The sequence below is a fragment of the Piscirickettsia litoralis genome (assembly GCF_001720395.1).
In the GTDB taxonomy this organism is placed as follows: domain Bacteria; phylum Pseudomonadota; class Gammaproteobacteria; order Piscirickettsiales; family Piscirickettsiaceae; genus Piscirickettsia; species Piscirickettsia litoralis.
On sequence record NZ_MDTU01000003.1, the window covers coordinates 76,997 to 98,199 of the forward strand.

The window sequence follows — 21,203 nt, forward strand, 5'->3', positions numbered from 1 at the left end:
GACTAATGAAATCGAATTACTAGTTTGTTAATGTAAGTTATACCATGTTAATTCGAAGTTATATTGAGTATTTTTCAAACTACATACTCCATTCGTTCATTTGTGAATGCTCGGCTGAATTAGAAGAAGTTTGATTTGTCAGTGTTAGAAATGTATTAATCATATTCATTTGAGCCTCATTCGCAGGCTGCGACTCAGTCAAACTTGGACTTGCTACTACAACCGCTAAGCATTGAGCACGAGATATAGCAACATTCAGACGATGCTTATCAAACAAAAAGCTAAAGCCTCTTGGTGATTCATTCGCTGAGCTGGCAGCCATACTCAAGAAAACTATCGGAGCTTCTTGGCCTTGAAACTTATCAACACTACCCACTTTTGCTGCCTCTCCAAGAGCACTGCGTAACTGGTTCACTTGGTGATTATATGGTGCGACAAAGAGCATATCTTCGAGTGAAATGTTACGCTGTTTGCCATTTTTATCAGTGAAAGAGCGTCCGATTAACTCTTCTGCAAGCTGCTTGATTACAGCCACTTCTTCATCGCTTGCTTGACTATTGCCTTCATGAGTTACTGGCACATAGACAATCCCTGCTTCTTTACCCAACATCCCACTATAGCCCTCTGGCACAGCGATGACTTGCCTGTCATTATCCGGGCTAGACTCTAACTTGCCAGCATAAATTGCATGACTGATAAACTGGTTAACCTTGGAGTGCATTCGATAAGTGATGGGCAAGAAAACTCCCATATGATCTTCAATGGTTGGGCTTTCATGCAGTAGATAATCAAGAACGGACAAGCCACTTTCTGCTGGGTGAACTCCCTGTGAAGGTTGGCCAAGCTGCATTTGATCTCCCATGAGTACAATGTTCTTTGTGGCATGACTAATCGCAATCAGATTAGCAACACAAACTTGTCCTGCTTCATCGACGAAGAGGTAATCTAATTGGTCAGCCATATCTTCTTTGGAGAAGCCCCAAGCGGTTGTTCCAATAACACAGCCTTCCTTCACGTAGTCGGTTAAGTCTTTATTCTTGATGATGCTGATGCCTGCTTCAGTTAGTTCACTGCCTGTATCTTTTGTGCAAGCGAAATGACCCTGAATCCCTTGAACAGAGCAATAATTTGCGGTGCCAATAAGAAGGTTATTAATCGCTTTATGGCTATTAGAACAGATTCCAACTTTTAGTCCTTTCTTGACCAGCTCAGCAATAATGTGTTTCCCTGTGTATGTTTTGCCTGCGCCCGGTGGCCCCTGTATCGGCAAATAACTGTGGTCTAGACTCAAAACGGCTTGAGTAATTTGTTGTAGCCGTTCTGTCGCATCATGACTGGGAGCAATTGGCTCTCCTAGGATATGCCCTTTTATTCGAGGAACGCTACGTTTCAAAAAGTCTAATGCTGCACAAGGTGGACATTCATGACGAGCAACTCGTTTAATTTGTTTGAATAGCGCGTCAGGAATAGGCGCTGGCGGCACATGGTCATTTGGTATTAATGTGATGACTTCAGGTGGCTCTTCGGACGTTTCAACAGATAGAACTCCATGCTCAAGTTGGCTTTCTTTTCTCAAAAGGTCAACTTGTTTGTTAAACCCACTGTCGTTTTGCTCACCATGTAGATAGTATTTAGTGGTGCCTGCTTTAAACTCTTGCTGAGTATCAAAGGAATATTCATACACCATTTTCTTTTTGCGTGGTGTTAGTTTGTAGGGGGCTGTCTGTGTGCGCTCACAACATGCCAAGCAATCTAAATCATCAATCAACTCGACGTGGTTTAACCCTAAACGCTCAAACAGTCGCCAGAATACAGGCTTAGCCTCACGCCGGTGAAACTCAATTAACCAAGCAAGGTTATAGGTTAACTTATCTTCTGCTGACTCAGGGAAGTCGCTAGCTTGCTTTAACAATTGATCACGAAACTGTGTGCGCTCATTGATTTCTTCACTTGCTTCAGCCTCAATAACCTCGGTTCGTCCGGCATAAGCAATCCCCTTTTGTTGCTGCTGATCTCTTAGCCAGTCAACCAGTTCCTGTGTTGAGTTGCAATCATCAATATTGTAATCGCGTAGATTCTTTAAAATATCAGAGTTCTGCCATGTCTCACCATCCGGCGCACTGCGCCATTGTTCGTAAGCAACAACAGAATCCCCACCACTGCCGACCTCGGTGTCGCGTTGCTCTCGGTAAAGGTGTTCGACATTTTTGATTGAATAGCGAGGCTCGCCCAGCAACACTCCACCTTTTACGATTTTATACAGATCGACAAAGACTTCGTTGCGTAATAATTGATCAACCTCATACTCACAGATACCATATCGGCTCATTAACTTACGGCAGGCTGCAATTTCATAGTTCGCATAATGATAGATGTGCATTCGAGGGTCTTTTTTCCAGCGTCGATACACCCACTGAATGAAAGATTGAAAAGCTGCTTTTTCTTCGGCCTCGTTATGCGCCCAGAAGTCTTTAAATTGGCGCGCTCCGTGTTCATCAAAGTAGGTACTGCCCCATAGGTACTCTAAGCCGCCTTCTGCTAGCGGATAACCCTCAATATCAAAAAATATATCCAATGGTGATGCAGGTGGTAATAGAGCTAAGCCCTGTAGTTCACCAACTTCAGGAATCATAACTTCAAACAGAGGCTTCTCTTTGCCAGCGCTGGCTTTTTGGATTGCTGCTTGGGCTTTTAGCCGTTTGAAAGCACCATGATTTAGCCCAGAAATGCTACTTAGATCGGTATTCGCTAACTGCTGCATCGTGATAATGCCTGCTGTATTGAGCTTTTTGATCTGTGATCGTGTGATATTGGCAACTTGAGATAAGTGGTCTTGCTCAACTAGGCACTGTTTTGCATAATCTGACCATCGACCCCACGAGCTGAATAAAGCTGGGTTAGGCTGTTTGTTAGTGTCGAAATTGCTTTGGTCTTTAAGGAAGCGAGTTTTGAGTGCTTGGTAATAAAAACTGTAATCGTGAATTCTAAATGCTTTACGTTCTTGATTGCCTAAAATAACAACTGCTTCATTTGAAGAGCTGCCTTGAATTTGAGCAAGCATTTCAGCATAGCAAGATAATTGAATGATGAAATGTGGCTTAACTTCTTTAGCTAACTTAGTGTCTTGAATTTGATATTGGTAATTGCCAAAGTTACTTTGACCTTCTTGCTTTACTAGGAAGTCTGGGTAGCCATGAAAAGGAGGTAGTGATAACTCCGCTTGGTAGATAACATCAACGCCATTTTGCATGGCTTCAATTGTAGCTGCCTGTCTGTTATGGACATGACTCAGATCAACAACTCTTAGCCCTTGTGAGATAAAGGTTTGCAAAATAGCGTGCTCGTGCTCATCCCCTTTGGATTGTAGCATATTGCCCATTAGGTCTTCTGAATCAGGAGTTGGTGCATAGTCTGGGTATTCTTTTGCGTAACGATTCATCCATAGAGCAAAAGGGCTTTCCATGTAAAGAGTCAGGTCAGATGGAGAGAAGGTAAAGGAATGCATTTATCCACCTATTAAAATGATAAACCCACTCTAAATTGAGTGGGTTGCTCTAGTATTGAATATAACTCTCTTAATTAGGATTACTTTTTGTTCATTAGTCCTTTTTCTATCATTTCTCTTTCAAAGTCGGGGTCAATCCACTTCTTTTTGAAAGTGACATCATTTTTACTAATAATATCATTAATATTTTCTTCATCACGAATAAGCTTCTTATCGAACTCAGTAATGTTATTTGCTATTTTTTGTAATGAGTCTGGTTCTTCAATTTCATGGTCCCAAAAAATGATTGCACCATCATGCAACCTTAGTAAAAAATAATTACCACAACCATCTTCAGCAAATGGGAGAAAGTCCTTAATGTTAAGTTCATTAGGCAGCTCCTCCTTAAACTTACTTAGCTCTATGAAATTATTAACGCTATATGTTTTCTCAAAGCTGTTAGTCTCCGGAGTTGAACCGTTGTACCGGTGTAGAAATCCAATGAAGTTTTGTGGTATTTTTAGCTTATTGCGCTCCTCAAAAGCCTTTATTTCTGTATCAGTCAAACTTTTGAAATTTTTTGCTTGTACTGCCATTAATCAAAACCACCATTCTTGATAATTGCCGCTCCACCTGTGTGCCTTGCTGCCCTGTGAATGTTTTTAGGTACTAGTTGCATAGTTTCACCATCCTCAACATGGTGCCAGACATAACCTTCTGGCGTACTAGAGAGTCCTATATCCTGATTAGCTAATCGTTCATCAGTGCTATATCTCCCAGTCAAGCCCTCAATTTGAGTCTCTGCTCTTGAGTAAGGACTAAAGTCAGGAAACCCTTGATCGTTGAATTTTACACCAGACGGATGCGTTTGCCCAGCATACTTACTATTAATCGGATTTCTACCATTAATTTTAGGGATACATATTTGTTCTGATGAAGCGCCAGTTTCATCTGCGATGGCCGCTGGTTCTGATGAGCCTTCAAAGTACTCAATTACACTGTTAACACCCTGCTCAATTTCCTCGGCAACATATTCACCAACTTCTGCAACTATTGGTGCAGCCTCTTCAACAACGGCTGCAACAGCAGCACCTTCAACGATGCATGCATCTTCGATACAAGTTCCATGAGGGTCACTTAGATTTACAGGATTGTTAGCGACATAGGCATAATTATTCAACGAACCGCTTGCTAACCCAAGAGGGTCTGCTTGCAAATACCTTCCTAAACCTGGGATGTAATCTCGAGCGTTGTTATAAACCAACCCTGTAACAGCATCGTCTAACTGACCAGCAAAGCGTAAAGGCTGATTAACGCTCCCTGAAGCATTGACTGAAAATGGATAAACATTGCCATGCCATTGCGATTTATTTGCGCTGTCAACGAGATATTCAGGAGTCCCCAGCGAGTTGTTGATGAAGTAATATACTTGTCCTTGTGTGACTTCTGCTAAAGGCTCGTTATTTAAATAGATGAAGTCTGTGATTTTCCCATTATCATTAATTTCTATCAATTTCCCATTAAGGTCGTAAATATAGTAAGCCTCATTGCTGCCATATTTTTTACTGATGCGTTGTCCTAACCCGTTATAACTGTACGAAGCTAGAGGTTTCCCGGCTTTTGATACGCTTAATAAATGCTTCTGGTCATCATAAGTGAAGGCTTCATCACCAAGTGCAGTAATGTTTCCTACAGCGTCATGAGTAACAGTCTTTGATGCAGAGTTAACTAGCTGATTATTTTTTGAGTTGTATTGATTATTTGATTGGCCTTTTGAAGATGAGGCTTCTGTGAGTCGATTACCATTAGCATCATAGGTATAGTTGATTGTTTCAAGCTGTGACTTAACACTAGTGAGGCGATCAGTTGCATCGTAACTATAGGTTTTGTTTTCTGTCGGTGTTAGATTATTCTTAAATTCAGTAATACTGCCACTTGCATCATAAATATAGCTGTCATCGCTTGAATTGTTGACTGCTTGGTGAGTGAGTTGATAATTGAGGTTGTACTCTCTCGAAAGAGTTGCCCCGTTACCCAGTTTCATTGAGTTCATTGGGCCAAAGGGTAAATACTTTATATTAGTTGCAATGGCCGTTTCGTCTAGCTTAACTGTATTGACTCGACCATCGTTATCATAGCTGAATGTAACTTTTTTTCCACTTGGATAAGTGATTGACTGAAGGCGTTGTGCAATATTGTAGTCATAATTTACTTTAAATTGCTTTTGCCCATCGGTATAAGCTTCTGAAGTTACACTGCCCCAAGGGTTATACGTAAAAGCAACATTTGATTGGTCTGTTGCAACACTCGACAAGCGGCCTTTGCCATAAGCTCCCTGATCAAAAGTGTAATGGATGGTTGAGTGAGGATATTTAATATTGGTCAAACGATTAAGAGCATCATAAGAGTATTGAGCTGTGATACCGTTTGCTACTGTTTCTTGTGTTAATTGCCCAGCCGCATTGTAGCTATAAGTTATCTTACCTTTATCAGGGCTATTTAACTCGATAAGGTCACCATATTTATCATAGGTATATGTTGTTTTATTCCCGTTATAATCGGTGACGCTCGTTATATGTCCTAGAGGGTCATATGTATAGCTAACAGATTGCTTTAATGCGGTTGTGCTTTTGTCTATCTGGTTATTGGCATTGTAGGTACTAGTTGAGGTGTGCTGAAGAGCATCAATGATTGAACTAATATTACCACTGTTATCATATTGATACTTGATTGTGTTGCCATAAGCGTCAATGATAGATGATAACCTTCCAAAGCCATCATAAGTGTATTTATTACTCTCTAATCTATTGCCAGCCTTGGTTTTGATTGTTTGCTCTATAGGCTCTCCTAGAGAGTTTAAGGTGTAAATAACCTGGTTACTTTGACTGTCTGTTTTATCTTTTAAGTGGCCCCAGTAGTTATATGTGAATTTCTTCGTTACTCCATCGGGCAAAACGATTTCTGAAATATGATTATCATCATCATATTTATATTGTGTGGTGGCTCCATTAACCGTCACCCCCGTCAGTAAATCCATCGGGTCATAGGAATACGTTGTCTTAACACCATTGGCTCCGGTACTTTGTGTTAGATAACCACCAGCATCATAAGCATCAAACGTTGTGGTTTGTCCAAGAGAGTTGGTTATGGAGCTTAACAGCCCATTAGCGTACTTATAGTGTGTTAACTGGTCAGGTGTATTGTATGGCGCTTGTGATGTTGATACTAGTTCATTCTTATCATAGGTGTATTGCCATACTCGTGAAGATTGTCCGTCAGTGAGGGTAACTGATAATGGTTGAGCATGCTTATCATAAGTAAACTTTTTTGTATAAAAGCCATTAATCGACACAGATGTTGGTAAGCGAGTTGTTGTATCCCATTGATAGGAGGTTCGTAGCTCTAGTGGTGTACCCTTTGCTTCTATTTTAGAGTCGAGTAGCCCTGCATCGCTATAGTAGTAAAAAGTTTCAGCCCCATTAGGGTATTTGATATAGGCCGGTCGCCCGTTAGCGTCATAGCCATATTTTGTTGTTATCTGTGTGCTTGAGTTAGGAAGTGTTTGTATGACTTGGGTTGAGACTTTTTTTCCGTTAATCGTTGTGAATGTCTCTGTGGTCTTACCACCAAGAGGATTCGAGTATTGTGTTTGTTTATCGGAATATGTGAAATCGTATTGCCCTTGTTCTGCATAAACATTGCTCAAAGCAAATACAGTGAGCAGTGAGCTGGCGATAAGTTTGAGTCTAAGAGGCTTGTTTTTTCTTTTCATGTTAAACCTTTCCGTTGAACTTACTGAAGTTGATTATTAGAAATTGCTTGATTACTATTGCTGTATGTCCAAGAAGACACTTTTCGATGATTACTGTCATATGCTGCAATTAATAACCCTAATTGGTTTGGGTTATCAGAATATTGATAGGATATTGAAGAGCCGTTTGGATAAGTCACTTTTGTTAGATACGGGCCTGTGTATGTGTACTTGATTGACTGACCGTTGGGCAACTCAGCAGAAGTAAGCTTTCCATTTAATGAAGAGAAAATGAGTTTTTGGCCTAAGAAATTTGTTGCGCTACCTTTGTTTAGCGATGGAGCAAAAATAATCGCATGTCCCTGGCGGTCAATAATTTTTGACAGCGCTCCCGAGGTGGTGTTGTAAAACTCAATCTTGCCGGAGGGCAAAGTATATTTAATTGTCGTTTTTGTCTTATCGACATACTCTAGCGAACCAGCTAGGTTGCCGACAGGTGTGAAAGAGTGGCCTGTATTAATAAATTTGTATGTATCCCCGTTAGGTCTGGTTATTGTAACGTATGGGGGTGACTGTGAAATATGTTGAGAGTAATAAAACTGCCATTGCCTCAAGTTACTGTTGTAGAAGCGCTCGACCTTGAACGTATGGTCTAATGGTGATATATAGTCGATTTTTTTCTCAAAGACTGTGCCCGATGAAGTATCTATGGGGTCAGCAACTGAGCTACAACTCTGATTGGTATCTTCTGCATTTATGGGCGTTTTCATTGCAATAGCACTTAGCGCGCCTCCGGTACAAAACAAACTGCTATCTTTATGTGCAAGTTGGTAGAGAAAACTTGTCTTTCCTTTAAAGTCAGGCAAATAATCTGGTTTTGGTGGGGTGCAGTCATAGTACTGGTCTTTGTTAACGTGAATAATCGACGTGGACTTTGATGTTTTGAACTGATATGTGCACTGATAATCATGCGTTGTTCTTAGAAGGTGCTGCATGCCTTGAGCAGTTGCAGGGTTACTCACATAGACAAATTTCCAGCTACCCGTGGATTGTGTTGAAGTCGATATGCAGCCCTGTTCATACTTGCAAGAACATGCTGCCTTTAGAGTGTCAGGCAAAGACTGTGAAGGCTGAAGTATATATTGTGCGCTGTATGTTATTGGTTGCTTAGAGGGTATAGGCTTAAACTGTATTGCATCAGTGGGTATCGTATACATCATTTCCGTTGAGCCTGTTGGCAAAGGAAATGATGCACTTAATGTCAAGAATTGACTGAGGTAGCCGAAACCATGCAAATACTTCTCTAGTGTTTCTTGAGAGTTAAATGATTTTTGCTCTTTTGGTGATTCAAAGGATGTTTGATATAAAAACTGCTTCCCCTCTGCGTTGACTTGTAGGGTCGCAGCAAATAAAGACGCAATAAGTAGAGTTCTAGTTATTTTCATTGGATTACTGACTTTGATTATTTGAAATGGCTAAATTATTGCTGTATTTCCAAGAGGCGACTAAATTACCTGTTCCATCATGAATGCCAGTAAGTAAATCGGTATCACCTTGGTGGATATAGTTATAATGTAGTGTTGACCCATTTGGATAAGTGACTTTAGAAAGCAGATTACCTTCGTACTGATACTTAATCACTTTCCCATTAGGGAGTTGGATGCTTTCAGGTTGATTATTTTCATTATGAATAATTACTTGATGCCCGAACTGGTCTTGAATAATTTTCTCTTGACTAGAAGGATATGAGATAGCTAGAGATAAGCCCTCTCTATTGCTGACTTTAAGTAATTTACCAGAGGAGGCACTGTATGTTTCAATGCTTCCATTGGGTAAGTAATAAATAAGTTGTATATCTGTCGGGCTAGGCTGTACTAATTTTAATTCTCCGACAGCACCGTAAAGACCTTTATAGCTATACCCCTCTTGCGTGAATTGGTATTTGTCTCCATTTGATCTGACGGCTTGTATCCCTGTCGTTAAAATATTAAGGTGCTGGCTGTAATTAAAAAGCCATTTTCCTGTATTACTGCTGTAAAACCTACTGATGATAAGAGGAAAGGCCCATCGTGACCGATAGTCAGTAACGGACTCATGCACAAACCCTGTTGCTATATCGATCGGGTCAGCCATTAAATCACAGCTTTTGTTTTGTGTTCGATCGCCCATCGAAGGAGAAGCAATAACTATCGCGGTTAAATAGCCATCGTAAACACAAGTGGGTTTGATTGTTTTACCTAGCGTATATCTGACTGAAGATTTATCAGTATCCGAAGTTAATTTGTCTTCTGTCGGCGGTGTGCAGCTAAATTCACTTGACTTGTATATTTTTAAGTTGTCTTTGCTGTTAAAAACTTTGCCATAATCAGAGCTATTGGGGTCTTGTACTCTATATGTTTTTGTACATAGATACTCTCTTTGAGTAACAAGGGTTGAATTTTTCTGTGGTGTATCAGGGTTATGCACTGAGTTAAATTGCCAGTCGCCTTTTGCAGCATACTCTGCTTTGATACATAGAGGGAAATCTTTAGAACCTGTATTTATACATTGGCAGTCTTGATTAAGTAATTCGGTTGGAGTACTACCAGTATGGCCAAAGGTATCGCTGAAAGAGTCACGGTTTTTGCTTGTTGCTTTAAAATTAATGATGTCTTTGGGAATAGAGTACGTTAATGAATAAGTTCCACCGCCCAGTGGAGAGCGCTCTGTAAGAGCTAAGTGTTCACTCGCATAGCCAAAGCCATGTAAATAACCTTCAAGAGACTTGGATGTGGAAAATGTTAGCATATTGCCAATTTCTTTGACCTCAAAGCTAGTTTGGTAGTCGAATTGATTTTTAGCATGTGCTGTTCCCAATAGGCTGATGGAAAGAATCAGTGTGTAGTATTTGTTCATGGTGTCATTGATTGATCATGTTAGTTTTTGTTTTGCCTTGAGCATCATATGTCCAAGTAGAAATTTTCTTATCAGAACTGTTAATCGCCCTAGTAAGCAGGTTAGAACTATTGTATTTGTACTGGATGCTACTGTTATTAGGGTAATTAACGAATGAAAGATTTGACTGATTATCATAGGTGTATCGAATTAGATTACCATTAGGAATGATAACGCTTGTTATATTTTCACCTAATTTTTCAAGAGTAATTTTATTGCCAAAATTATTATTTAAAATGATTGATGTTGGGTTGTCTTGGATTTTTATATAATGGTTATTTAAAAATCTTTCCTCAGTTAATCGGCCTTCTTTGTTGAATATTAACTTCACTTTTTTAGGGGTGTCTAATATCAGGTTATTATCTTGTATAGTTAGGTGGTACAGCCCTGACATTGAATACCAGTCAATATTTGCTATTTTGTATAGCGTGATTGCTCCCCATAGTGGGTCAGTAAAAATATAGTGGTCACCTTGTGGAGTTAAAGTTTTTTGAAACCAGAACAACCATTTTTTAGATTGGCTGGTGTAAATGCGCTTTATGATAATTGGCTGAGCACTTTTTAGAGTGTAATCAACCTTTCTCTCAACGAGTTCACCGGAGTTCGGTACGATTGGGTCGGCGATTTGGCTACACAGATTCGAGGTGTCTTGTTTGTCTATGGTGATAGAGTGTGACGCTCTTGCATATCCATGGCTAATGTAATCGGTGCAAGTACCGTTGCTCGAGTTGTCAGCAAGTCCGTACTGTGGCAGGCCAGCATATAGAAAGGGGGGCTTGTCAGGAATGGGGGGAGTGCATCCCCAGGCTATATTTTTAAAAAGGTTTACTTTGGCATTGTTTAGGTTATGATCTTTATCTTGGTAGCTCAATATAAATCTTTTGTACCACTCACTGGTATGGCTTGACGTGTTTTCAGTAAAAATCCAATTAGTTTTAGGGGTGATACTGCATTTACTGACATATTCCTGACATTTCTTCACCAAAGCATTAGTCGCTGATTGCTCTGAATTTAGACCACTCACCATAAAAATAGGCAAATCATCGCCAAATACTAGGGAAGAGTAATCTTCTTCTCCAGTCTTCTGACCTTGAAAAGATAACGATTTTTCAGGCACTGAAAAATAAATATCATAGTAAACTACTCCACTGGGTGTATGATCTCTATCATGCCGCTTTATTGAGGTGATTTTTAAATGGCTGCTGATATAACCAAAAGAGTGAATGTAGTCCTCTAAACTTTCTATTGTTTTAAAAGATTTAAACTGTAGCCTCCCTGCCATTGATTCCAAGTTGTAGCCCTTGCTTGCTTCAGCTCTGCCCTGAATAAAAAGTAAAGTTAATAAACAAGCTAAAATGAAAGCTTTGAGGTTTCTCATTGGGTTTCCTCATTTTTTATTACTTTGCCTTCCTTGTTATAGTTCCATGAGGAAACGGTTTGACTGTTCTTATTCATAACTGCTACGAGTCCATTTTTGTTATAGTTGTATTTGATTTCACGGCCATTAGGGTAATGCACCGAGGATAGTTGACCGAGCTGGCCATATGAATAATTAATTTTGAAAGTGTTGGGTAGAGTTACACTCGTAATATGTCCACCATCCAACCTATAAATCACTTTATGCTGGAACGCATCGCTAATCGTTAAGCTATCAGTATCTGATGTAAGAGAAAGAATCTGACCTTTGGCTGTTGTAATTTGAGTTAGCTGGCCATTATAGTCGTACAGCTCTTTTGCTCCATTGGGTCGAGTGTACTCATAGGACATAAGGCCAATTTTCTTCAGCTTTCCAACGGCTCCATCCACAGCATCATAGCCCTTGTAATTCGATTTAAAACTAAATGAGTCGCCGTTTGCTTTTGTTAATGTGGCCTTGCCCTCTGCGGTAAAAGAAAGGTGTTGTTGATAGTTGAAAGACCACCTTTTAGTGCCTGAGTTGTAAAACCGAATAATTTGAATGGGGTTGATGGTATGGGTTGAATAGTCCTCTACTTGCTCTTGTAAGTAACCAGATGCAATATCAATGGGGTCGCCTGCGAGCTTACATCCTTTGTTGTCTGAGTTATCACTGCCAATTAAAATTTTAGTGACATGAGCTTCCAAACCACTATCACCTGTTTGACTGACTGTGCAGATAGGGTTAGAGCGATTTTCTAAAATATACCATGCCAGGTTAAGGTCATAAGGGTTCGTTAATTGGTCAGTTTCGGGAGGATTGCACTTATAAGCCACACTTTTATAGACACTAAATACTGTTGGAGGGCTATAAGGCTTCCCATCATCACCAAATAGAGCGCAGTTGTATTCTCTTGAATAAATAATGCTTCTGTTACCTGTACGATCACCCCCATTGTCTAGTGCAGATAACTCCCAATCGTTTTTCGGTGAAAAGTGTGCAGTTTGGCACCCTGTCATGCTTTGACAAGAGCAAGCTTGTACTAAAATATCCTCGATATTTTCACTTGTATGGCTCCCACTGCTGTATTGTATGGTTCCTGTCTTTGTTGGAGAAAATGTAATCGTGTCACTTGGAACACTGTAGGTCATAAGAAACTGGCCACCGGGGTAAAGCTCTTCATTACTTAACTTTAAATGCGCACTTAAATATCCAAAACTATGAAGGTATGTTTCTAATGTTTTAAGGTCACTGAAGTGTTTGGGTGGATATACGACTTCTGACTCAAATGCTGTTTCATAGCGGTATATGTTTTTGGAGATACACTGGCCGCTCATAGTCAGCCCTACAAGTAAGGCAACAGTAATAGTTGTTCGGTTCATTTAATTACATCATGCTTCTGGGCAGATCAATCACTGATCTGCCCTATATTGGTTGCTAAGCTTGCTTTTTGGGTTTGGTTGCAGCCGGATAGCCTGCAACATAAGTTAATTTTCCTCCAGCTTTTTTAACGGCTGCAATGATGTCATTAAAAGTGCGAGGTATGAATTGTTCTGAAGAACCCAGCGCAGGCTTCACCATCATTTCACTCAGAGTATTAACATCCCATGCGCCCTCTTTCTCGCTATAACTTGCATTAATATCCAAGGCATATCCTTTATCGTAAGCGTATAAGCAGACCCACATTGTTGTATGTTGGCCATATTGCATAAATCGAGACTCAGTAGCCGTTGCAGAAAGCACCGCGTCAGGACATGACACAAGTGTTGGTAGACTAGTACCTGATAATGCAGCAAAAGCGCCAAGGCCAGAGTCGTTCAATGATTTTTTGACAAAATGGCCGGGCTTCTTAGGTAAAGGATAAGGAGGTGGATTTTCATTGATAACAACTTTAGACGTGTTTTTTTGTAGTGCTTCTTTGATTCCTTGCATCATGGGGTCTAATTCTGCTTCAGAAGCCTTAACGTCATAGATCACATAACTTGCTTTTGTTGTTTGAGTCGGAGTTAAAGAACTACAGGCTGAGAGTGCTGCGGTTGAAAATATAACACCTAAAACTGACAGTTCCTTTAATTTTGAAATTACTTTGTTCATCATACGTCCTTTCACTAAATCAACAGCAAAAGATATTACATTGAAAATGTAAAAAAATCATATGTTTATCATATAATGTTACTAGTTATTGATAATCTGTATTTGCTGTTACTCGACCATCACTGTTAAATGACCAGTCAGTAACCAATTTTTGGCCACTATTTTTCTCAGATGATAATGAGTTAGTGTTGGTAAGAACACCATAGCTATAATAAATTTTCCTGCCATTAGGAAAAGTGATATTCACTAAATTTGTGGTCATGCCATGCCCATCGTCATAGTCGTAAAAAATTACTTTCTTGTTTGGCAATATTATTTTTTCAATATAGTTATAGTGAATTAAGGCTGTAACCTTGTGATTGAAATCGTCCGAAATTGTGATCTGATTATCTACAGAGCGATCAAAAGTGTGAATGAAGCCAGCTCTGTTGATTGTTTTTTGGAGTAGCCCTTTATTGTTGAAAATATAACTCTCACCATTTGATTTTACTAAGGAGTAGCCTGTCTTTGTTTTTAGAAGTTGATCAGGTAGACCTTGTGAGCTAATCCATCGTGAACCAGATTTTTCAAAAACTAGAGCACGGCCATCTTTGTCAAAAAAATACGCATGGTTATTTGATATTGTTAAATAGACACTAAATATACCTGTCCAACCTAGACCAAAAACAGGTGCAGCTCTTACTCCTATTTGAGAATTGTAATATCGATCAATAGTAATTGGGTATGGAGATTGAACCGAATAGTCGACTTGATGCTTGTACAAGTTGCCTGTACCAAGGTTTACCGGGTCAGCCACTAAATTACACGATGTGCCTAAATCTTTTTTTTGGTCTGAAAAGAACTCTTTTGCATCTGAGTCAGTTAGTAAAACTGTCTCTCCTGATTTCACAGGTGAAAATTTGACGACAATGCCTTTTTCATAAGAACTATTGTTGTCCCAGATAAAGGTATCTTCACCATAGGTTTTCCACCATGATGCACAACCTTTCGAATAAAAATCATCTGCATTGCCTGTAATGAAGTCACTAATACATGCTTGGTTGCCTGAATAAAAAGGGATAAGATTAACCGCCCCTAAATTACCATTTGGAGATGACCAAGACTTCATTCCATCAAAGGTCATGGCAAAATATTCACTTGTATTATCGAATGAGCTGCATTCTCCTTTTTGCAGTTGTAGCCAGCCTGCATGAACTGTCGGAGTGCCATCGGGGAATGACTTAGCAATGAAAACCACTTTTTTGGTGTTGTTGCATATACAAGGGCCGTTGTAGGTTTGTGTTTCACAGCGATTGGTGCTTTTGATTTTTGCATTGACATCTAGGCTAGAGGTATTTGTACAGGTGCCGTTTTGGTCTGTAACTGTGTACCTTCCAGTATACAGGTTATCTTCTGTCTCACAGTCAAATGTAATGTATTTTTCTATTGTAATATTAGTACTGTAATCGTCATATTCTTCGGAGTACTCTCGCTCAAGAGCAACCTCAGAAGACATTGGGTATATTTTTCTTAATTTCCAATCACTGGTTGGCTTAATTGATTTAAGCCCTGAAGATGTGCGGATAATGTAGTTAATCAACTCGCCTTCAGTATTGTAAGATTTACCTGCGTATTCATAATACTCAGAATTCTTTTTGCCTTGAAAATTATAAGCTCTTTCTGGAGTCGTCAGAACCAGCTTGTCTTCTGTTGATTTACTACTATTTACTTCCAAGAGATTACTGATTGGGCCTTCTGAGTGAATTGTATTCAGTAATGCTGATTCGTCAAGATACCAGTTAAATGCTTCACCATCTTTACTCCAGACATAAACTTTATCTGGGAATGAGAGGGCAATGCTTGCATGTACTGATAGTGTTGAGATGAGTAAATATTTGTATAGCTTTTTCATTGGCAGGTTAATTATATCCGTATCTCTTCCTTCGTGGTCGCTCATGTTAACCCAAATGAGATTAAAAGAGCAATAAGCCGTATATTTTTTAAGAAGGAGGTTATAATTAGACTCATTGAAATTATGAGATTATCTATGAACCTCTATATCTGCGAAAAACCCAGCCAAGCAAAAGACCTTGCCAAAGTTATCGGCATCACGCCACGAGGCAATGGCTATTTTCATAATGGCGATACCCAAATCACATGGGCGGTTGGTCACTTGCTAGAGTTGTATACGCCTGACCAATATGACGACAAGTACAAATCATGGAATATTGATCTGCTCCCTATTCTGCCTGAGAAATGGAAGTCTAACGTCAAGAAAAAAGTGTCTGGGCAATACAAGATCATCAAGTCACTGTTGGACAAGGCTAACCATGTTTATATTGCCACTGACTTTGATCGTGAAGGTGAAGCTATTGCAAGAAGCTTGTTGGAACGGTGTCGCTATCGAGGTCATGTACAGCGTGTATGTTTGACCGCACTCGACCCCACAAGTATTAAACGTGCTTTGCAGAAAATTAAGCCAGGAAATGAAACTGTACCTTTATATCATGCCGCTTTAGCTCGGCAACGTGCGGATTGGCTGGTCGGTATGAATTTAACGCGTCTCTACACTGATATTTGCAGAAAACTGGGCCACGATGAAACCATTCAAATTGGGCGTGTGTTAACGCCGACTGTGACAATGGTGTGTAACCGAGATGAAGTGATCAAAAATTTTGAGCCGAAGCCTTACTATACGATTGAAGCTTTAGTGAATGTCACAAATGGACAATTTAAAGCCTTTTGGCAATCACCCTCTCATGTCACAGACGGACAGAAACGCTGTATCAATCAAGAGTATGCTCAAAATGTGGCGGCTGCGATTAAAGGTCAACCTGCACAAATCACTAAAGCTGAAACAAAGCCTGCCAAGCAAGCGGCTCCCCTGCCCTTTGATCTGACATCATTGCAGCAATATGCTTCAAAACGTTGGGGCTACACGGCTAAGAAGGTTTTAGAAGTGTGTCAGAAGCTCTATGATGGGCAAGCGATTAGTTATCCTCGAACAGATTCACGTTATATTCCAGTGTCACAGCATGGTGACGCACTTGCCATTCTGAATGCAATGTCTATGTCCGACTCTGACATGCAGCAATTAGCTCAATGTGCGGACGTGACACGCAAGGGCCGAGCCTTTAATGATAAGAAAGTCACCGCTCACCATGCGATTATTCCGACAATGGCGAATGTCAGTGTTGGACAATTTAGTTTAGAAGAGCGTAATCTCTATGATGCGGTGCGTCGATTTTATCTTGCTCAGTTCTATCCTGACTTCTGCTTTATGAAAACTGAAATCGAAGTGATGTGCCAGCAAGAGCGTTTTGTGGCGAAAGGCAAAGCGCCAACCGAGTTAGGCTGGAAGCGCGTTATTGAGCTACCGAAGAAAGAAAAAAGCGACAATGAAGATGAGCAAGAGCAGTCTAATCTACCGCAAGTACAGACGGGAGATGCTGCAAATATCATTGATGCGTTGTTGCAAAATAAAATGACCAAGCCTCCGGCACATCATACTGAAGCGAGTTTGCTTTCTTCAATGGAAAATATTGCAAAGCTGGCTGAAGATGATCGATTTAAGAAAATCCTTAAAGAAACGTCAGGTATAGGCACACCAGCAACACGCGCAGGAATTATTCAAGGCGCTGTAGACCGTGGGTATTTGGTGCGCGAGAAAAAGTCGATGAAAGCGACCGATAAAGCCTATACGCTGTTAAAATTAATCCCTAAATCCATCAAGTCGCCTGAATTAACTGCCGCATGGGAGCAAGAGCTAGAGAAAGTCGCTACAGGTGAAGTAGAGCTGGATAAATTTCTGAACGATATTTCAGGCTGGTTAAATAAATTGGTCACTAAAGTCAGAGAAAGAGCCAAAACGATTCAACCGCAAGTTCAAGCTGTGAGTCAAGATGGGACAGCAACCAGTGAACATGCTTGCCCTGCTTGCAATGGTGCGCTCAAGCGAATCAAAGGCAAATATGGTTTCTTTTGGGGTTGTCAAAACATGACATGCAAGAAAACGTTCAAGGATAATCGCAATAAGCCTGTCCTGATCGTACAAGAAGATGGGCCTGTGTGTCCTGAATGTACAAAGCCGATGAGGTTAAGGCAGGCTAAAGGCAAGGGGAAGAAAACTGGCCAATTTTGGGGGTGTAGTGGCTATCCTGAGTGTCTGGCGACGATGGAGGTTGAAGCAAGTGCGTGATTGATATTGTGGTTTTAAATAATATTTATCAAATGTACAGTGATTTAATCACAGCGTAAATGATACAAAATTGGAGACTAATTTTTATGAAAAAAACTTTCGCTCTACTTCTTGGCCTTGGACTAACGGTGACTACTTTCGCTACTCCCTTAATCTCTAGCTTTGAGGATATTTTAACAGCAGCAGTTAATTATGCCAAAGATGGCAAATTCACAAATTATGTTTGTACAAAAGAGAATTTTAATAATACGTCAGTTTGTGAGTTAGTAAGCTCTGTTTCCTACCCAAGCTGGTCTGGTACAGAAACAAACAAACTCTATAAAAATAAAATTGATGGAATTCTCACGACTGAGTATACACAGCAAGGTTCTACTTTTTATAAATTTGGAGCTTCTGGAAGTCTAGAAATTAAAGGGGTTAATAACATGTACATGGCACCTGCTCAGATGTATATGCAGTATAAAGTATTCAAAGAACATCAGTAGCAAATCGTTTTAAAAAATAGGAGGCTTATAGCCTCTTAATAACAATCCCAGTTATATTGCACATTCGAGAATTTTTTGTTTTTCAAGTCTTCTTCGCTGATGAAAAAATGTGCTACCCCTGAGTCACCCCAGCCAATTTTATTTTTGTAATCACTGTCAATTTGAAGGAGAAGGAAGTCTTTATCTTGGTGATCTTTGTTCCAGCGAGGGTCTTCTTGTGTAAATACTGGGTAGCCTCCTACTTGGTGGCAGCAATCATAACTGGGCACTGTGTCAATGTATTCTTCTTGTGCATCGTCTGGCATGTCAATGTCAAATCTGTGGTCTGAAGCTGTAATTGGCATTTCAGCTTGTTCAAATTTCATTTTAAGAGGATTACCCCAAAAAGGTTTGATCTCAGAATCTCCGACCTCTGGAACATTTTTTTGTTGTGGCGCAGAAACCTTTTCATGATAGACAACCTTAAATTCGTTGGAAAATAGACCATAGCAGTCATCTTCACCAATATAAAACTGCAAAATCCCACAATCAGGCAGAAGATCGAAGCCTATAGTATCTGCTAAGTTAATTTGTGCCAGAAACAATAAAGCGTTGTCGTTGATTTTTGGATAGCTAAATCCTTCTTGGCAATAAGGAGTGCCTCCTATCTTGCTAGATAAATGGTCAATATATTGGTGCTCATTTAAGCTGATTTTTAAGTAAGGTCTGAAGGTTTTTTCTATTCCATGGTAATACTGAGCTAATACTTGGTTACTTTTTATTAAATCACGGTAATTCATATGATTTTGTTTCCTATATGCTTTGGGAGATAACCCAGGATGGGAAGTTGCGTTTTGTATACTTAAGTAAATGACTTTTCTCAGCCAAGTAAAACTGCCTGTAGGCTGCAACTGGGTCGCCAGTGACCTTATACTGTTCAGGCATTGTTTGAGGCCGTTCGGTAATGCCTAAGCTTTTAAGTGGCGGCAGAGACAGTTCCTTAACAACCCCGATGGACTTGTGATCATCTTTTTTATTATATCGATAGCGATATTCGTCATTTAAAGCGAAAGCCAATTGCTTGAGCCATAACCAATTATCAAGAGACTCACCTAACCAAACCACGCATGGGTGATTAGCATGAGTCGGTCGATATGGAGCCTCAATACCTTGTTGATGAAGCACGGTGCACAGCATTTGCGCCGACTCTAAGATCATTTTGACGACATGTGCATCGCAATGGTATTGAGCACATTGTTTGATGTCATTATCGAGATAAAAGATATTCATTAACCGTAATGCGTCTTCCACATTTTACTTGTTGTCGAACTTAACTTTTCTTGCTCTGTGGCAGGTAATGCACTCAAAAATTTAAAGCCAGTTAGTCTTTCTATGTGCTGAATGTTGGTGCGATAATCAGCCACCTTGTTTTTAGCAACTCGCTTATTTGGCATGACGAAAGCAATGGTTTGCTGTTGTTTTGGTGCGTAGATTATTTTGAAAAAAGATGTGGGCACTGCAACTTTACTTTTTCCAATGGTTTTAATCTTTTTGCCTTGAAAAATTGGCCCCGTGTAAACGTACACTTCTCCCTTGTATTTTGCCCAAAATCGAACGTCAGACTCAAGTCGCGCCCAACCTTGACGGTTAAGACCTGCTTTTTGAGGACTCATGTTTGAGAGATAAAATGACTCTTTGGCGCTTTCTTTGTTGAAGTCCATACTTGCATAGCTAGCAAGATGCCCCCGGTCATAGCCTGACTTTTTCCAATCAGAAAGCTCTGATCGGTATTTTTGAGGAATCGTTGGGTCAGGCATGAATTGGTTATGTCGTTTAATGCGCTTTGATACTGATTGCCCTGTTAATTTAAAGGCCACCCATGCAGGCTGTTTTGTCTTATAGTTATAACCCACGGTGTACGCCCTCCGGCATAGATACTGATCAGCTTTACTTGGAGTGCCGTATTTCAGAAAATCATGGCATTGAAAGTCGTTTGCAGCATAAGACGCAATTGTACACGTTGAGAGTGAAAATGAGATAAGTAAGGCGTTTGCTAAGGCTTTCATTGCTTACCTTTGATATTGTTGGATGGTGTCGTTAAAAATTCTATCGACTTCTGCTAGCCAAAACGTGACATCTTCTGTAACGTTGGACTGGCTGATAACATTTTTTATGACTAATAATGTTTTTTTCATCTGATTAAGATCACGAACGCTTTCCCAGCTTGTTGCCTCATAGTAGTGAAAAATAACACGCTCTAAATTAGTAAAAGGTTCATTGGTAGTAAGTGCATTGAAAAAGCAGCTCCATGCCCCTTGCAAATCTGAAAGTATCGTTTTTTCGTAGCCGGTCGGCTCAGTTTCAAATGTCATAATAAGCTAATCTGCAATTGAGTTAATTGTTTTCACAAAAAGTTCTTCAGGTCTTGAGTATTGGGAGCCATGCAGTCTTACTATTGTGTTGTGAACATAGCGATTGATCTCATCCCAATTAATTGATTCGAAATCCACTCCCTGATACTGACCTTCTGCCATATATTTTAAATCTGTCATATGTCCGACTAATTTGCGGTTATCTGTTTTGCAATATCTGACTGTGGTATCTGTATCAAAAAACTGCTCTGCACGCCTTACGTATTGATCTAAGCCATGTTCATATAAGAAATTAACTAAAAAAAGGCGAGTTGCATGGTGAATTTCAGATGCACCACCAATTTCTGAGTATGGAACAAAAAATGTTAGAAACGAGTGCACATGAGTTATCATGCCCACTTTTCTGCGTCCTACTCTAATCATATCGATTACCCAGTCGTCAAAGATGGACTGAGTTTCTGCTGGACTGCCAAGGGCTTTAAGCTTTAAATCTTTTGCAAATTTCTGCGTGACTCGATATTGAGGCATAAC

The 21,203-nt window shown here is 40.0% G+C and carries 16 protein-coding genes; 2 read left to right on the forward strand and 14 right to left on the reverse strand.

The window, feature by feature from the left end:
• Nucleotides 1–79: 79 nt before the first annotated feature.
• From BGC07_RS16730 to BGC07_RS16770, 9 genes are all read right to left on the reverse strand, one after another.
• Nucleotides 80–3,505 (reverse strand): TM0106 family RecB-like putative nuclease, encoded by a 3,426-nt coding sequence (locus tag BGC07_RS16730; RefSeq protein WP_069314205.1) that lies wholly within the window; start codon nt 3,503–3,505, stop codon nt 80–82.
• Nucleotides 3,506–3,585: 80 nt separating this feature from the next.
• Nucleotides 3,586–4,080 (reverse strand): SMI1/KNR4 family protein, encoded by a 495-nt coding sequence (locus tag BGC07_RS16735; protein ID WP_069314206.1) that lies wholly within the window; start codon nt 4,078–4,080, stop codon nt 3,586–3,588.
• Complete coding sequence (locus tag BGC07_RS16740) at nt 4,080–7,256, reverse strand: RHS repeat-associated core domain-containing protein (RefSeq protein ID WP_069314207.1); 3,177 nt, start codon at nt 7,254–7,256, stop codon at nt 4,080–4,082. Before BGC07_RS16740 ends, BGC07_RS16735 begins: the two co-directional genes overlap by 1 nt.
• A gap of 20 nt (nt 7,257–7,276) precedes the next feature.
• Nucleotides 7,277–8,680: a DUF6531 domain-containing protein gene (locus BGC07_RS16745; RefSeq protein ID WP_069314208.1), complete on the reverse strand. Its 1,404-nt coding sequence runs from the start codon at nt 8,678–8,680 to the stop codon at nt 7,277–7,279.
• A 4-nt stretch (nt 8,681–8,684) separates the two neighbouring features.
• A complete protein-coding gene (locus BGC07_RS16750; RefSeq protein ID WP_069314209.1) occupies nt 8,685–10,130 on the reverse strand; it encodes a DUF6531 domain-containing protein in 1,446 nt (481 codons plus the stop codon).
• Nucleotides 10,131–10,134: 4 nt separating this feature from the next.
• Nucleotides 10,135–11,547 (reverse strand): hypothetical protein, encoded by a 1,413-nt coding sequence (locus BGC07_RS16755; protein WP_069314210.1) that lies wholly within the window; start codon nt 11,545–11,547, stop codon nt 10,135–10,137.
• Nucleotides 11,544–12,947, reverse strand: coding sequence for an RHS repeat domain-containing protein (locus tag BGC07_RS16760; RefSeq protein ID WP_069314211.1), 1,404 nt, complete (start codon nt 12,945–12,947; stop codon nt 11,544–11,546). The genes BGC07_RS16755 and BGC07_RS16760 overlap by 4 nt, the downstream gene beginning before the upstream one ends.
• Before the next feature lie 55 nt (nt 12,948–13,002).
• Nucleotides 13,003–13,662 (reverse strand): hypothetical protein, encoded by a 660-nt coding sequence (locus BGC07_RS16765; RefSeq protein WP_139121815.1) that lies wholly within the window; start codon nt 13,660–13,662, stop codon nt 13,003–13,005.
• Nucleotides 13,663–13,744: 82 nt separating this feature from the next.
• Complete coding sequence (locus BGC07_RS16770; protein ID WP_077217025.1) at nt 13,745–15,595, reverse strand: DUF6531 domain-containing protein; 1,851 nt, start codon at nt 15,593–15,595, stop codon at nt 13,745–13,747.
• Nucleotides 15,596–15,685: 90 nt separating this feature from the next.
• Here BGC07_RS16770 and BGC07_RS16775 point away from each other — a divergent pair, with 90 nt between their 5' ends.
• Both BGC07_RS16775 and BGC07_RS16780 read left to right on the forward strand, forming a co-directional pair.
• On the forward strand, nt 15,686–17,836 hold the full coding sequence (locus BGC07_RS16775; protein WP_069314235.1) for a DNA topoisomerase 3: 2,151 nt from the start codon (nt 15,686–15,688) through the stop codon (nt 17,834–17,836).
• Between the two features lie 86 nt (nt 17,837–17,922).
• Complete coding sequence (locus BGC07_RS16780; RefSeq protein WP_069314214.1) at nt 17,923–18,321, forward strand: hypothetical protein; 399 nt, start codon at nt 17,923–17,925, stop codon at nt 18,319–18,321.
• A 35-nt stretch (nt 18,322–18,356) separates the two neighbouring features.
• Here BGC07_RS16780 and BGC07_RS16785 read toward each other — a convergent pair whose 3' ends face one another.
• The 5 genes from BGC07_RS16785 to BGC07_RS16805 are packed head-to-tail and all read right to left on the reverse strand — an operon-like array spanning nt 18,357 to nt 21,200.
• Nucleotides 18,357–19,100, reverse strand: coding sequence for a YwqG family protein (locus BGC07_RS16785; RefSeq protein WP_069314215.1), 744 nt, complete (start codon nt 19,098–19,100; stop codon nt 18,357–18,359).
• 13 nt (nt 19,101–19,113) lie between these two features.
• Complete coding sequence (locus BGC07_RS16790; RefSeq protein ID WP_069314216.1) at nt 19,114–19,590, reverse strand: pyrimidine dimer DNA glycosylase/endonuclease V; 477 nt, start codon at nt 19,588–19,590, stop codon at nt 19,114–19,116.
• Nucleotides 19,590–20,366: a DNA/RNA non-specific endonuclease gene (locus BGC07_RS16795; protein WP_069314217.1), complete on the reverse strand. Its 777-nt coding sequence runs from the start codon at nt 20,364–20,366 to the stop codon at nt 19,590–19,592. Before BGC07_RS16795 ends, BGC07_RS16790 begins: the two co-directional genes overlap by 1 nt.
• A 3-nt stretch (nt 20,367–20,369) precedes the next feature.
• Nucleotides 20,370–20,672 carry a hypothetical protein gene (locus tag BGC07_RS16800; RefSeq protein WP_069314218.1) on the reverse strand — a complete coding sequence of 101 codons (303 nt, stop codon included), beginning with the start codon at nt 20,670–20,672 and terminating at the stop codon, nt 20,370–20,372.
• A 6-nt stretch (nt 20,673–20,678) separates the two neighbouring features.
• Nucleotides 20,679–21,200, reverse strand: coding sequence for a DUF6933 domain-containing protein (locus tag BGC07_RS16805; RefSeq protein ID WP_069314219.1), 522 nt, complete (start codon nt 21,198–21,200; stop codon nt 20,679–20,681).
• Nucleotides 21,201–21,203: the final 3 nt, after the last annotated feature.

What these genes read in the sequence shown, in the direction of transcription:
- BGC07_RS16800 (WP_069314218.1), bottom strand. Translation starts at nt 20,672, where the DNA reads ATGACATTTGAAACTGAGCCGACCGGCTACGAAAAAACGATACTTTCA.
- BGC07_RS16765 (WP_139121815.1), bottom strand. Translation starts at nt 13,662, where the DNA reads ATGATGAACAAAGTAATTTCAAAATTAAAGGAACTGTCAGTTTTAGGT.
- BGC07_RS16785 (WP_069314215.1), bottom strand. Translation starts at nt 19,100, where the DNA reads ATGAATTACCGTGATTTAATAAAAAGTAACCAAGTATTAGCTCAGTAT.
- BGC07_RS16795 (WP_069314217.1), bottom strand. Translation starts at nt 20,366, where the DNA reads ATGAAAGCCTTAGCAAACGCCTTACTTATCTCATTTTCACTCTCAACG.
- BGC07_RS16775 (WP_069314235.1), top strand. Translation starts at nt 15,686, where the DNA reads ATGAACCTCTATATCTGCGAAAAACCCAGCCAAGCAAAAGACCTTGCC.
- BGC07_RS16780 (WP_069314214.1), top strand. Translation starts at nt 17,923, where the DNA reads ATGAAAAAAACTTTCGCTCTACTTCTTGGCCTTGGACTAACGGTGACT.
- BGC07_RS16735 (WP_069314206.1), bottom strand. Translation starts at nt 4,080, where the DNA reads ATGGCAGTACAAGCAAAAAATTTCAAAAGTTTGACTGATACAGAAATA.
- BGC07_RS16750 (WP_069314209.1), bottom strand. Translation starts at nt 10,130, where the DNA reads ATGAACAAATACTACACACTGATTCTTTCCATCAGCCTATTGGGAACA.
- BGC07_RS16760 (WP_069314211.1), bottom strand. Translation starts at nt 12,947, where the DNA reads ATGAACCGAACAACTATTACTGTTGCCTTACTTGTAGGGCTGACTATG.
- BGC07_RS16745 (WP_069314208.1), bottom strand. Translation starts at nt 8,680, where the DNA reads ATGAAAATAACTAGAACTCTACTTATTGCGTCTTTATTTGCTGCGACC.
- BGC07_RS16740 (WP_069314207.1), bottom strand. Translation starts at nt 7,256, where the DNA reads ATGAAAAGAAAAAACAAGCCTCTTAGACTCAAACTTATCGCCAGCTCA.
- BGC07_RS16755 (WP_069314210.1), bottom strand. Translation starts at nt 11,547, where the DNA reads ATGAGAAACCTCAAAGCTTTCATTTTAGCTTGTTTATTAACTTTACTT.
- BGC07_RS16805 (WP_069314219.1), bottom strand. Translation starts at nt 21,200, where the DNA reads ATGCCTCAATATCGAGTCACGCAGAAATTTGCAAAAGATTTAAAGCTT.
- BGC07_RS16790 (WP_069314216.1), bottom strand. Translation starts at nt 19,590, where the DNA reads ATGAATATCTTTTATCTCGATAATGACATCAAACAATGTGCTCAATAC.
- BGC07_RS16730 (WP_069314205.1), bottom strand. Translation starts at nt 3,505, where the DNA reads ATGCATTCCTTTACCTTCTCTCCATCTGACCTGACTCTTTACATGGAA.
- BGC07_RS16770 (WP_077217025.1), bottom strand. Translation starts at nt 15,595, where the DNA reads ATGAGCGACCACGAAGGAAGAGATACGGATATAATTAACCTGCCAATG.